Origin of the sequence: Salinicola sp. CPA57, assembly GCF_003206035.1 — a bacterium.
GTDB lineage: Bacteria > Pseudomonadota > Gammaproteobacteria > Pseudomonadales > Halomonadaceae > Salinicola > Salinicola socius.
On record NZ_PZJR01000011.1, the window covers coordinates 1 to 13,281 of the forward strand.

Here is a 13,281-nt window from a genome sequence, read left to right on the forward strand (position 1 = left end):
TGCCCGGCATTTGGGCCCAGTTTTGAGGCTCGGGATAAGGGTTCGAAACGCCATCGGAACAGGTCCAAGGCTAGGCACCATATCGACCGAAGTTCGCCCTGGCGAGCCGTGTGATCCTTGGTTGCCGAGGTGTTCTCCGGCGTTGATCATCACGTGTACCAATGTTGTCGTTACTGACGCCAAGCGCCGACAGCTACGTGTTCAGAGTTGAAAAGTTAGGAGAAATTGGGGAAGGGAAGCTGAGAAGTTGGCTGATTCCGCAATCTGAAGCTATGGTGTTAGGGCAAATACATGGAAGCAATTGCTCAGGAGAATGCGAGATGCGCACCGACCTATTGAAGAAGATGGCAATGGCCATGCTGTTGGGCCTGATGGCATTTGGCGTCGTGGCTTGTGACAACGACGAAGGTCCAGCCGAAGAAGCTGGAGAATCGGTCGATAACGCCGTGGACAATGCAGGCGATGCGATGGATGATGCTGGCGACGAAATGCAGGAGCAGTCAGAAGACGCGCAGAATTAATATCGTCATGGTGTCGGCGTAGGATGTAATGAAAAAACCCTGCGTTGGCAGCCATGATTTACCTGAACATGCGACTCAGGTGAGTTATAAGCGAATCAAGCCCGGACATCATGAATACGATGTCCGGGCTTTTTTGATTGGAGGCCGGGTGGCATTTGTGGCTACTTCGAGGCCGTGGCCCGGATGATTTCCATCCAACGATAAAAATGGGCGGCCGTGTCGAGACACTGCCGCCCGCTGTCTATTGCCATACCGTTGCATCACGATTTACTGAGCCATTGCCGCTGCCGGCATTCCCCGGCAGCGGCATATCACTGGTCAAACCTGGCGATCAGGTGTCATCACGCTTGGGCAGTGCATAGGCGATCACATAGTCACCGGAGGGCGTTTCCATGAAGTGATGCCCGGTGGCGACGATGACGACGTACTGACGGCCGTCTGCTTCGTACACCATCGGATTGGCCTGGCCGCCCGCCGGAAGCGGAGCCTGCCACACCGTCTCGCCGCTCTCGATATCGATGGCACGAATCAGATCGTCTGTCGCTGCCGCGATAAAGATCAGACCCCCGGCAGTCACGACGGACCCCCCATTGTTGGGTGTGCCGATGTCGATGGGTAGCCCTGAACGGATGCCCCACGGGCCGTTGGCGCGAGCCGTACCCAGCGGGCGGTCCCACAGGGTATCGCCACTGGCCAGGTCGATAGCACGGATGTGGCCGTACGGCGGCTGCTTGCACAGCATGCCGGTATAGGGCACACGCCAGCCGGCGTTGACGTTGATCGCATAAGGCGTATTGGCCTGAGGATCACCGGCACCCTCGGCGCCACCGCTGTCTTCCTTCTGCTCCTCGCGCGGCACCCATCCCAGCTTGTTGGCCACATCACGCGGCACCAGCTCGTTGTAATTGGGCATGTCGTTGTAGTTGGCGATCATCACTCCGCGGTGCGGATCGATTGCCACGCTACCCCAATCTGAGCCGCCGTTATAACCGGTGTACTGGATCCAAGGCTGTTCGGCAGTCGGCGGTGTGTACATGCCCTTCCAGCTCGCCTGGCGATACTGGATCCGGCAGAACAGCTGATCGAACGGGGTCATGCCCCACATGTCCTTCTCGTCGATATCCGGCTGACGCAGCGTTGCGTAGAGCGAGAACGGTTGAGTCTCGCTACGTTGATCCGGCTCGGCACCACCTTGGGGAACCGGGCGCTCCTCGGCACCGCCGCCCAGCAGTTCGCCGGTTTCACGGTTGAAAACATAGATCTCGCCTTGCTTGGTCGGCATCACCAGCGCCGGCACCTTGCCATCGCCGGTGGGGAAGTCGATCAGCGTTGGCTGTGAACCGGGGTCATAGTCCCAGACGTCTTTGTGAGCCGTCTGGAAATGCCATTTGGGCAGGCCGGTTTCGACATCGAGTGCGATCATCGAACTGGCCCACTCGTTCTCTTCCGGTGTCCGCGAACTGCTCCAGTAGTCGGCAGCGCTGTTGGCCATCGGTAGATAAACCAGTCCCAGCTTGCTGTCGCCGGCGGCGGTCGTCCACATGTTGGGAGAGCCACGGACGTAAGTCTCGTTGCCCGTCAGCGGTTCGCTCTGGTCGGGACGGCCGGCATCCCAGGCCCACAACAGCTCGCCGGTCACGACATCATAGCCTTTGATCACACCGGACGGCGGATAGCGACGCTGACCGTCCAGGACCTGATGGCCGGTGACGAGAACGTTGCGCACGACGACGGGGGCGGAGTTGATGGAGACATAGCCATCCGGGGTCTCGCCCATATTGCGCTTGATATCCACCTGGCCGTTGTCACCAAAGTCTGTACACGGCTCACCGGTCGCTGCATCGACTTCGATCAGGCGACCATCCAGCGTGCCGGAAATGATGCGTGCCTGGCAGGATTGATCGTCGTTGCTTGCGACCGCAGGCTCGCTCGGCTGCGTTTCGCTGACCGGGGCCTGGTCGTCGCTGTCGCTCTGTTCATCATCGGCGGCCATGGGAGCAGTTGGATCCGCAGAGGGATCATCGCCGGTCGACGACCGAGCGTCCGGGACTTCGTAATACGTCACGCCGCGGCATGCCGCGGTGTAAGGGATGGCGTCCTCGGAAACCTGGGGATCGTAACGCCAGTTCTCTTCGCCCGTTGCGGCATTCAGGGAGATCAGGATGTTGCGCGACGTGCACAGGAAAACGTCGTCGCCAATTTTCAGCGGTGTGGTCTCGGCCCCCCAACGATGATCGAGGACATCGCCAGTGCGATACTGCCAGGCTACCTCGAGATCGCCGACGTTATCCGGCGTGATCTGATCTGCCGGCGAGAATCGCGTGGCAGCCGAGTCACGACCATAGGCGGCCCAGTCTTCATCGGCGGGGGCATCGGCTGGCTGTGCATCCCCTACATCGGTCGACAGGGACTCATCGGCGATCGCCGGCACATCCTCGAGGTGCTGGTATCCGCGATTGGGAAGAAAGGCGAGCGCTCCGGCAACGACCAGCCCTAGAAACAGGACGCCCGCAAGCGACAACCCGGTCTTCCGTGAAGGGCCGTTCTTGAGCGCGGGAGTGATCAATGCGACCAGGATGGCCAGAATCAATACCACGTCCAGTCGAGGAATCCAGCGCCAGTAATTCAGCCCCGACTCCCACGCGGCCCATAAAAACGTACCCACGAACACGACAGCGTAGATACCGGCCCCGGAAACTCGCCCGCGAAACAGCTGGATGCCGGCAACCAGCATCAGCACGCCAGCGACCAGGTAATACCAGGAACCGCCTAATGTCGCCAGATACGCGCCGCCTGAGCCTAAGGCCAGGCCGACAAGCGCGACGATGATCCCGACGAGTTTGGCGAAAACACTGCCAGCACCGCCGGAAGAAGTGGTAGTAGCCACTGCACTCTCCCTTGAATGAAATATTTGACACTGTTGATCACAGACTCCGATGCGATCAATTACCTACTGCGACAAGCTGTCGCATGAAGTAAGGGTAGTCATGGTAATTCAAGCTGGCGATGAATTCAGTTCGAAACGCCATTCAGTGTGGCTCTGCGGCTTTCCTGCCAAAAGCTCCTTGTTCGACAAAGGTTTAAGCTAGGTAACAGATTTGTTACGGTGAATGCGAAGCCATCCAACAATAGCCATTAATGGCTTCTCTGAAGATTCCGACATTCGGACTTTCGACATTCGGACAAGGGAACGACAACTTGACTCTAGGAACCTTTCGGTCCTTCGGCTTCGCCGTGGGCATGATGGCGTGCGTCCAGCCGGCGCTCGCGCAAACTTCTCAAGATAACGAAGCGATTCAGCGTCGGCTCGATGCGTTGCAGCAACAGGTTCAGCAGCTGCAGCAGCAATTGAGCGAACAGCGGGCCAGTCAGCAGGAGGAAAATACCCGGACGCGTGAAATAGCCGAAGACAACCGCTCGCTGCTGGACGAGGTTGGCACCCCGCAGTTCAGCGGCGCCGTCGAACTGGGCTATACCTTCAACGACTGGAGCGAGACCAGTAAAGACACGACCGGGGATGTGAATTTCGGAAAATTCATTCTAGGCATGGAGGGTGGCGAGGGACCGCTCTCCTACTCGTTTCAGTATCGCTTCTACGACGGCTATCAGTTCCTGCACCATGCCTGGGCAGGTTACCAGTTCGGCAGTGAGGACAACGTCAAGCTCGGCCTGGTCCAGACGCCGTTCGGCAACATGGATTACGGCTATCTCGGCTGGTATGGCACGTTGCCGTATCTGGCAGGCTTCAACGATAACCAGGACGCCGGCATCAAGTGGGACCACAGTCAGGGTGCCTGGGATACCAGCCTGGCTTTCTTCAAGAGCGATCAACTGGGCGACGGTAACGAGCATTACGGGGCCAACGCCATTGGTAGCGGCACCCAGGGCAATACCGAGGAGAACCAGCTTGCCGGGCGTGTGGCCTACACCTTCAACCAGGGAAGCGATTACACCACGCAGGTCAATCTTTCCGCCAAGGGAGGCCAGCTCTACAACAACAATACTCATCAGAGCGGCGATAGCTGGGCCGTGGCAATGGGGCTGGACGGCAGCTATGGCAACTGGCTGACACAGCTGCAGGCCACAACTTACGAATTCAACGCGAAGAATCCCAGTTTCGCCGACAATGAAGGTGTTTCCGACACTGCTGTCCAGATCGGTGCCTTCGGGTTCAACTACCTGATCCCGGCGGAAGGCCAGATGTACTCGGTGAGTCTGGCCTACAGCATGGATGTCGATTGGGGACCGGTGGAAAACGTCTACTTCTTCAACGATTTCAGCTATATCGATCCCTCCGACGAATTTTCCGCGGTCAACGGCGGCTACGGCGACATGAAGGATCCGATGCTGAATGATATCGGCTTCAAGCTGACAGCCGGCCGTTATTACGCTTGGTTCGATGTCGTGACCAACAAGAACGGGCTGAACTATTTTGGTTCGCCGGTCGATGACGGCTGGCATACCAGCTTCCAGAGTCACTTCGGCATCACTTACTGATTCCGGCGCTACGCTCGATTGACCAGGCCCCCGGCATTGCTGCCGGGGGCTTTTTTGGATTCCTGTTTTCGAACCCATCAGCCGGCCTTGTCTGGCATCACCGGTATCGACGCCGGTCATTGACTTGGCGTAATCGTGGACGCAAAGCCTTGGCGCGACGTCTTGTATATTTTATACAAAACGCCTAGTGTCTACGAAAAGCATAGTGTCAGAATGTAACTTTCCATGGCAGGATGAAGCGACGTCGCCGTCGATGCGACTCGACAACGGAAGGGCGCCTAGCCCGACCCCTTTGCAGTACGAATAAACAATAATCGCTGAAGGGAGTAATCGTCGTATGGGTAAATTTCTCAAACTGATCGCCTCCGCGGCCGTCGTCAATCTGGCCGTGGGTTCGCTGGCCCTGGCGCAGGACGGGCCTATCACTCTCGGTGTCCAGGTGCCGACGACCGGGTCCGAAGCGACCTACGGCAAGGATATGTACAACGCCATGATGCTGGCTGCCGACGAGATCAATGCCGACGGCGGGTTGTTGAATGGACGTCAGATCGAGCTGGTCACCGGAGACACGGCCTGCGACCCACAGCAATCGGTCAACGCCGCTAGCCGGCTGGCCTCGCAGGAAGTCGTCGGTGTCGTGGGAGGCTATTGCTCCGGTGCCACCCAGCCAACGCTCAAGACCTACGGCGACGCCAATATTCCGTTCGTCATCGTGGCGGCCAACTCCACCCAGTTGATTCCGGCCAACCCGGGCAACGCGGTGATGATCAACTCCACCGGTGACGATCAGGCCAAGACCGCGCTCGACTTCTTCGAGGGCAAGGGCATCGAGAAGCTGGCCATCGTCAATCAGGGCGATGCCTACTCTCAGGATCTGGCCAACCTGACTCGCGACGCCTGGACCGGCGCTGGCCATACCGTTTCGGCCTTCGAATACGTCAACAAGGGGGAGCAGGATTTCTCCGCCCTGGTCAACAAGATCCGCGGCTCTGGTGCCGAAGCAGTCTTCTGGACGGCCTACTACGCCGATGGCGGGCTGCTGATTCGCCAGCTGCGCCAGCGCGGCTTCCAGGGCACCATCGCCGTGGGTGATGGCTCCAACTCGCCGGAACTGTTCAATATCGCCGGTCAGGCGGCGGAAGGCGTGTTCGCATTCTCCAATCCGACGGCCGACTTTCTGCCGGCTGCCAAACAGTTCACCAGCGACTACCAAGCCAAGTTCGACAACGCGCCGGGGCCGTACGCGCCGCTCGCCTACGATGGCTTGCAGCTGATGGCCTGGGCCATCGACAAGGCCGGTTCCACCGATGGCGATGCCATCATCAAGGCGCTGAACAGCGCCGATGGGCAGGAGTGGCTGGCTGGTCCGATCTCCTTCACGCCACAACATACGCTGGCGCGCAGCAATTTCGTGGTACTCGAGGGCCAGGGTGGCAAGTGGACCCGTTACGAGAAGTGACGGCTAGTTCCCCGGTTCGCGTCTGATCTCGAACTCAGACTCGAACCGGTGATGGCGGTACGCGCTGCGGCAAGCGAAGTTGCGGCGCGTTCGTCTTCCCTTTTCCGCTTTTCGCTGTCCAGAGACATACGCCCATGACCTGGTACGACTCTTTCTTGCAGCAGCTCGTCGATGGGCTGGTGCTGGGCTCTTTCTATGCCCTGGTGGCGCTCGGTTACACCATGGTGTTCGGGGTCATCAAACTGCTCAACTTCGCCCATGGCGATTTCTACATGACCGGGGCCTTCGCAGGCTTCGGCGGCCTTTCACTGGTTTCCGGGTTTCTCGGTGCCGGCTGGCTCGGTATCTTCGTCGCCATGCTGCTGGCGATGCTGGCCGTTGGCTGCCTGGGGGTCGTGATCGAGCGCGTGGCCTATCACCCGATGCTGGGCGCCCCCCGGCTATCGATTCTGATCACCGCGCTCGCCGTGTCGCTGGTGTTGCAGAACGCAGCGCTGGCGCTCACCGGTGGTCAGTACACCGCTTTCAGCACCGACCTTGGGTTCGGTGGCTTCAACCTCGGCAATCTCTTTCTTTCCTATAACCAGATCGTCCTCGTCACGATCGCCGCCTTGTTGATGATCGCGCTCGAGCTGTTCGTCTCCAGGACGCTTTATGGACGAGCCATGCGCGCCGTCTCCATCGACAAGGACATGTGCCGGATGATGGGGATCAACGTCTCCGCCGTGATCGCAGTGACCTTCTTCATTGGATCCGGGTTGGCGGCAGCCGCTGGCACCATGGCGGGAGCCTACTACGGCAGCATCTGGTACTTCATGGGCTTTCTGATCGGGCTCAAGGCATTCACCGCCGCGGTGATCGGTGGCATCGGCAGCATCACCGGGGCGATGCTGGGCGGCCTGATACTGGGCTTGCTGGAGTCCTTCGGGACGCATATTCCGTTCATCGGCAGCGAGTGGAAAGACGTCTTCACTTTCTCGATCCTGATCCTGGTGCTGGTGTTCAAACCCACCGGCCTGCTCGGCAAATCCGAAGTGGAGAGGATGTGAACATGGACAAACATTCGCCACCCACGAACCCGGACGCCCGCGAACCCGATCTTCATGAACCCGATCTTCATGAACCCAGGCCGCGCAATCTGTTCCAGCGCCTCTATGTGGCTTTCGAGTCGCCAGGGCGGCGGCGCGCACTTCACCTCACGATTCTCGCGATTCTGATCGTCACGCCATGGATCTCGAGCCAGTACACCACGGTAATCCTGACCAACGCGCTGCTCTACGTGGTGCTGTGCCTGGGTCTCAACATCGTGGTGGGCTACGCCGGTCTGCTCGATCTCGGCTACGCCGCCTTCTTCGCTGTCGGCGCCTACACCGTCGGCATCCTGACGCAGCAGTTCGGCGTCAATTTCTGGGCAGCGATTCCCTTCGCCCTGATGGCCGCAGCGCTGGCCGGCGTGATCATCGGCGGGCCGACGTTACGTCTGCGCAGCGACTATCTGGCCATCGTGACCCTGGGCTTCGGCGAGATCGTGCGCTTCACTGCGCGCAACCTGGAGATCACCGGTGGCGCCAGCGGCCTCTCGCACATTCCGGAACCGTCGCTGTTCGGCTGGCACATCGATAGCTCGATAGACTTCTACTACGTCTTCGTGGTGTTGGCGGTGCTGGCCTACCTTGCCAGCCAGCGGCTGTTCGATTCGCGTCTCGGCAGGGCCTGGCTCTACGTCCGGCACGATGAAGATGCCGCCGAGGCGATGGGGATCAACCGGGTCGCGACCAAGCTGGCGGCGTACGTGATCGGCGCCATCTTCGGGGCGATCGGCGGGATCTTCTTCTCGGTGAACCTGGGCGCCATCTCGCCGGAAAGCTTCAGCTTCCAGCAGTCGGTGCTGATTCTGCTGGCAGTGGTGCTTGGCGGCATGGGCAAGATACCCGGCGTCATTCTGGGCGCATTCATCGTGGTGCTGGGCCCCGAGTTGCTGCGCGACTTCGGCACCTTGCGACTGCTGATCTTCGCCGTGCTGCTGCTGCTGATCATGCTGTTCCGGCCAAGCGGTATCTGGCCCGAGAAACGTTCCTAGGGGGATGCGATGCTGCTGCAACTGAAACAGGTGTCGCTGAGCTTCGCCGGCAACACCGTACTGCACGATGTCAATTTCGGCGTCGACGCGGGGCGGATTCACAGCCTGATCGGCCCCAATGGTGCCGGCAAGACGTCGATGTTCAATGTGATTACCGGATTCTACCGTCCCCAGCAGGGGGTTATCACTCTGGATGGCGACGCCATCCTCAAGCGCAAGCCACACGCGGTGACCCGAATGGGCATCGCGCGGACCTTCCAGAACGTCCGCCTTTTCCGGGAAATGTCGGTGCTCGAGAACGTCATGGCCGGGCAGCACTGCCGGACGCGATCGGGTGCCATCGCCGCCATTCTCCGGCTACCGAGTCAGCGCGCCGAGGAGCGCCAGATTCTCGAGACCAGCCTTGAATGTCTCGATTTCGTCGGGTTGCTGGGGCATCAGGATCGGCTGGCGACCAACCTCGCCTACGGCCACCAGCGCCGCGTCGAAATCGCCCGCGCCCTGGCCACCGAGCCTAAGCTGCTGTTGCTCGACGAGCCGGCGGCAGGCCTCAACAGTGGCGAGAAACAGGCGCTGATCGAACTGATCCGGCGCATCCGGGACGAGCGCGGCGTTGCCGTACTGCTGATCGAGCACGACATGAGCCTGGTGATGAATGTCTCCGAGCGGATCAGCGTGCTCGATCACGGCAGTTTGATCACCGAGGGCGACCCCCAGGCGGTGCAGAACGATCCCAGAGTGATCGAGGCCTATCTCGGTCAGGACGACGAGGAGCTGGCACTGTGACCGAAACCATCACTCAACCCGAGGCCGCTGCGAGCACCACGCGTCCGGGCAAGGTGCGTCTGAGCATTCGCGATGTCGAAGCCTTCTATGGTCAGATCCAGGCGCTGCGAGGCGTGTCACTGGATGTCCATGAGGGAGAGATCGTGACCCTGCTGGGCAGCAATGGCGCCGGGAAATCGACCACGCTCAAGACCATTTCCGGGCTGGTGCGGGCGCAGCGGGGAGATGTCCTGCTCGAAGGGGAATCGATCGCCACGCTGGCGGCCCACGAGATCGCTCGCCGCGGTGTGGTTCATGTTCCGGAGGGGCGGCGCATTCTGCGCGGGCTGACGGTCAAGGAGAACCTTGAGCTTGGTGCCTTCACGGTCAAGGACAACGCGCTCCGACGACAGCGGCTCGATGAAGTCTACGGCCTGTTCCCGATTCTGCATGAACGCCGTCACCAGGATGGCTCGCTGCTTTCCGGCGGACAGCAGCAGATGCTGGCCATGGGGCGCGCGTTGATGCACGGTCCCAGCGTGATGCTGCTGGACGAACCGTCGATGGGCCTGGCGCCGAAGCTGGTGACCGACATCATGCGCATCATCAAGCGTCTCAACGAAGCCGGCAGCACCATTCTGCTGGTCGAGCAGAATGCACGTCTGGCGCTGCGTCTGGCGCACTATGCCTACGTGATCGAGAACGGCGAGATTCGCATGCAGGGCGAGGCGGCCAAGCTGCGGCAGGACGAGTCGATCGTGAAGGCCTATTTGGGCGTCGGCGAGTAGCCGACGGGAGAGCTCCCATGCAGACGAATCGCGTGATCCATAGCGTCAGCTGTCATGCCGAAGGCGAGGTGGGGGACGTCATCGTGGGTGGCGTCGCGCCACCGCCCGGAGAGACGCTGTGGGAGCAGTCTCGCTGGATCGCTCGCGACCAGACCCTGCGCCACTTCATGCTCAACGAGCCCCGAGGCGGCGTATTCCGGCATGTCAATCTGCTGGTGCCGGCCAAGGACCCGCGCGCGCAGATGGGCTGGATCATCATGGAGCCGGAAGACACGCCGCCGATGTCCGGTTCCAACAGTCTGTGCGTCGCGACTGTCCTGCTCGAGACCGGCATTCTGCCGATGCAGGAACCGGAGACGCATCTGGTGCTGGAGGCCCCCGGCGGTGTCATCGAGGCCGTGGCGCGCTGCGAGAACGGCCGGGTGGTGGACGTCACGGTGCGCAACCTGCCGGCGTTCGTCGATCGGCGCGATCTGCAGCTCGAAGTGGAAGGGCTCGGCACGCTCCGTGTCGATACGGCATTCGGCGGCGACAGTTTCGTGATCGTCGATGCCGAGGATCTGGGCTTCAGACTGGTACCGGACGAAGCGCGGGATCTGGTCGAAGCCGGCATTCGCATCACCGATGCGGTCAATGCGCAGTTCGGCTTTTGCCATCCCACCAATCCTGATTGGCGGCACGTCTCCTTTTGCCAGATCGCCGCGCCGCTCAGCCGCGAAGGCGATGCCTGGCTGGGGCGCAACACGGTAGCGATACAGCCGGGCAAGCTCGATCGTTCTCCCACCGGCACCGGCTGTTCGGCACGCATGGCGCTACTGCACGCTCAGGGCAGGTTGAAACAGGGCGAAACCTTCATCGGCGAGTCGATCATCGATTCACGCTTCTACTGCAGGCTCGATGGCACCACCCGCGTCGGCGGGAAGGAGGCGGTGATGCCGTCGATTCGCGGGCGTGCTTTCATCACCGGAACTCATCAGCATACGCTTGATCCTCATGATCCCTGGCCGGGCGGTTACCGGCTCGCCGACACCTGGCCCCGAATCGGTCGCTGACCAGCTCGACGGCCCGGGCAGCAACCGTCTGCCCTCGATCGGGAGAATGACGGCTCAGGAGGTGACGGTATCGGGCTCGCGGTCGGGCTTGATACGTGGCCGCTCGGCCATGATGTGGCCGAGGCGCTCCAGCGCCAGTTCGAGTCGCTCGACCAGTCCTTCCAGCAGCACGCGACGATCGGCGGCAACGTTGCCATGGGTGGCGATGGCCGCGTCCAGTCGCTTGCCCGCCTCGCGAACTCCCTGCGGCTGGCGGCCGTTGGCGCTCTCCTCGAAGCCGCTGGCCAGCGCTCGCAGCAGCTGGCGGTGGGCTCGCCGAATCAGCGGGTGTGGCGCATCGTCGAGACGATCGCGCAGGCGCAGCGTCGCGGTGCCCAGATCCAGCCCGGTCAGTCCCAGAATGAACAGATGGCGCTGATCCTCGGGAAGCATGTCGTCGTGCTGCGCCAGTTGCAGGATACGATCGGCCATGTGTCCGCTGAAGCGGGTCTCGGCATCGCGTATCGATCGCCGCCGCAGGTGATGAATATCCCGCGAGATCGCATTGATCAGACGACGGCGACGCAGCCGCGTGCCCAGACCGGGCAGCAGCCGGAAACCCATCACCACGCAGGTCAGCCCGATGATCACCGCAACCGCCCGGTTGGCGAAGCTGTCGAAGGAGAAGTCCATGTTGTTGCCGGGCATGGTCAGCAGGATATTGAAGATGGTGAAAGCCAGGCAATAACCCATCGTCGCCGGGTTGGTCGCGCCCAGCAGCCCCAGGAACAGCGGCGTGCCGAACAGCATGGCGAGCATCGGAAAGCCGTTGGCCTGCGACAGCAGTACGTGACCGAACAGAAACGCGCTGGGAATGGCCGCGAGCATGCCCTTGTAGAACATCATGGTGATCGCGACCGGATTGTCGCGGCTGGCAAAGAACGACGAGAACAGCGTGCCGAGCAGCATCGCGACCATCGCGCTGCTCCAGGCGGTGAGAATCCAGAACATGGCGAGCGAACCGAAAACGAGACCGGAACGCAATGCGTTGATGCCGGCGGCAAGGTGATCGCGATGCCAGGCCAGAGAGGCCGATCGCAGCTTGTGCGTACCGGGCGAGGCGATCGCCTCGCGGGCGTCCAGCATCACCATGGCATGGCCGATCGATTCCCGCAGTCCCAGGCGTGCGCGTCGGTCCAGCGGCGCCATGCCTTGCTCATCGCTTTCATGCACCAGATGGCGAAGGTCCTGCAGCTCCTGACGCGCCTTGGGCACGCCCTTGACGTGTTCCGCTTCACGGAAGCCTTGCGCGACCTGGCGCGCAATCTCGATGCTGCGGGGGTCCAGCCTGTCGGCGTGATCGTGAAGCATCTGATGCAGCGCCTGCAGATTGGCCAGAAAACGCAGCGTGCGTCGGGTCAGGACGTGAGTCGCGCGGATGCGCCCCGGCCCCTCCGGCCCTTCGAAGCGCGCCGCCTGGCTGTCCGTTTCCAGCACCGTCAGCGGGCCGAGGCTGCCTCGCAACGCCTTTTGCATCGCAGGGATGTCGTCGCTTGCCTCCAGGCGCAGGGCGGCGTTCTCGAACGCTTCGTTGATCGCGGTGTCGGCCTGCGCCGAGAGATGCTTGCCCACTCGAGAAGGCCATAACAGCGAGCTGATCAGGGTGGCACAGATGGCGCCCAGCCCCAGTTCCGACAGGCGTGCCACGGCGATGTCGAAGATCCCGCCGGGCGTGCTGCCATTCGAGATCACCACGATCAGCATGGCGGTGACGGCAGCCATCAGGCAGCCGTAGGTATAGTTGTTGCGCCACAGCGAGCCGACGTAGGTGCACAGCATGATCCATAGCGTCAGCGTGATCAGTGCAGGCACTCTCGCCTGCGCAAACAGCGCCATGATGAGGATGCCCGCGAGCGCGCCGATGAGGGTGCCGCTGATCTGGCAGATGCCTTTTTCGATCACCATGCCGCTCATCGGCCGGATCTGCAGGAACGCCGCCGAAATCAACGCCCAGTAAGGCCGGTCGAGGTTGAACCAGAGGGCCAGATAGAGCGCGATCATCATCGCCAGCGTGGTCTTGATCGCAAACTTGACCGCCGTCACATCGGGCGTCAGATAGGTCTTGACGAGTGGTGGCATG

10 protein-coding genes are annotated in these 13,281 nt (G+C 61.3%); 8 read left to right on the top strand and 2 right to left on the bottom strand.

Going from position 1 to position 13,281, the window contains the following annotated elements; translation table 11 throughout:
* The first annotated feature begins 320 nt into the window (after nt 1-320).
* Complete coding sequence (locus DOM36_RS12240; RefSeq protein WP_075571444.1) at nt 321-521, top strand: hypothetical protein; 201 nt, start codon at nt 321-323, stop codon at nt 519-521.
* Nucleotides 522-852: 331 nt separating this feature from the next.
* Here the strand turns inward: DOM36_RS12240 and DOM36_RS12245 are convergent, their stop codons facing one another.
* Nucleotides 853-3,408: a membrane-bound PQQ-dependent dehydrogenase, glucose/quinate/shikimate family gene (locus DOM36_RS12245; RefSeq protein ID WP_110643258.1), complete on the bottom strand. Its 2,556-nt coding sequence runs from the start codon at nt 3,406-3,408 to the stop codon at nt 853-855.
* Between the two features lie 311 nt (nt 3,409-3,719).
* Between DOM36_RS12245 and DOM36_RS12250 the strand changes: the two genes are divergently transcribed.
* From DOM36_RS12250 to DOM36_RS12280, 7 genes are all read left to right on the top strand, one after another.
* Nucleotides 3,720-5,018 (top strand): hypothetical protein, encoded by a 1,299-nt coding sequence (locus DOM36_RS12250; RefSeq protein WP_110643259.1) that lies wholly within the window; start codon nt 3,720-3,722, stop codon nt 5,016-5,018.
* 337 nt (nt 5,019-5,355) lie between these two features.
* Nucleotides 5,356-6,477: a branched-chain amino acid ABC transporter substrate-binding protein gene (locus DOM36_RS12255; RefSeq protein WP_075571446.1), complete on the top strand. Its 1,122-nt coding sequence runs from the start codon at nt 5,356-5,358 to the stop codon at nt 6,475-6,477.
* A gap of 134 nt (nt 6,478-6,611) precedes the next feature.
* On the top strand, nt 6,612-7,526 hold the full coding sequence (locus DOM36_RS12260) for a branched-chain amino acid ABC transporter permease (RefSeq protein WP_075571447.1): 915 nt from the start codon (nt 6,612-6,614) through the stop codon (nt 7,524-7,526).
* 2 nt (nt 7,527-7,528) lie between these two features.
* Nucleotides 7,529-8,557 (top strand): branched-chain amino acid ABC transporter permease, encoded by a 1,029-nt coding sequence (locus DOM36_RS12265; RefSeq protein ID WP_232823818.1) that lies wholly within the window; start codon nt 7,529-7,531, stop codon nt 8,555-8,557.
* Nucleotides 8,558-8,566: 9 nt separating this feature from the next.
* Nucleotides 8,567-9,343, top strand: a complete 777-nt coding sequence (locus DOM36_RS12270) for an ABC transporter ATP-binding protein (RefSeq protein ID WP_075571448.1) — start codon at nt 8,567-8,569, stop codon at nt 9,341-9,343.
* A gap of 59 nt (nt 9,344-9,402) precedes the next feature.
* A complete protein-coding gene (locus DOM36_RS12275) occupies nt 9,403-10,110 on the top strand; it encodes an ABC transporter ATP-binding protein (protein ID WP_348626406.1) in 708 nt (235 codons plus the stop codon).
* Between the two features lie 17 nt (nt 10,111-10,127).
* On the top strand, nt 10,128-11,162 hold the full coding sequence (locus DOM36_RS12280; protein WP_110643260.1) for a proline racemase family protein: 1,035 nt from the start codon (nt 10,128-10,130) through the stop codon (nt 11,160-11,162).
* A gap of 54 nt (nt 11,163-11,216) precedes the next feature.
* Here the strand turns inward: DOM36_RS12280 and DOM36_RS12285 are convergent, their stop codons facing one another.
* The gene (locus DOM36_RS12285) at nt 11,217-13,280 is read right to left on the bottom strand and encodes an FUSC family protein (protein WP_110643261.1); all 2,064 of its coding nucleotides are present in this window, start codon (nt 13,278-13,280) and stop codon (nt 11,217-11,219) included.
* Nucleotide 13,281: the final 1 nt, after the last annotated feature.

Bases quoted from the DNA above. Each gene is read 5' to 3' on its own strand.
- DOM36_RS12240 (WP_075571444.1), top strand. From the start codon at position 321: ATGCGCACCGACCTATTGAAGAAGATGGCAATGGCCATGCTGTTGGGC.
- DOM36_RS12255 (WP_075571446.1), top strand. From the start codon at position 5,356: ATGGGTAAATTTCTCAAACTGATCGCCTCCGCGGCCGTCGTCAATCTG.
- DOM36_RS12260 (WP_075571447.1), top strand. From the start codon at position 6,612: ATGACCTGGTACGACTCTTTCTTGCAGCAGCTCGTCGATGGGCTGGTG.
- DOM36_RS12265 (WP_232823818.1), top strand. From the start codon at position 7,529: ATGGACAAACATTCGCCACCCACGAACCCGGACGCCCGCGAACCCGAT.
- DOM36_RS12270 (WP_075571448.1), top strand. From the start codon at position 8,567: ATGCTGCTGCAACTGAAACAGGTGTCGCTGAGCTTCGCCGGCAACACC.
- DOM36_RS12280 (WP_110643260.1), top strand. From the start codon at position 10,128: ATGCAGACGAATCGCGTGATCCATAGCGTCAGCTGTCATGCCGAAGGC.
- DOM36_RS12285 (WP_110643261.1), bottom strand. From the start codon at position 13,280: ATGCCACCACTCGTCAAGACCTATCTGACGCCCGATGTGACGGCGGTC.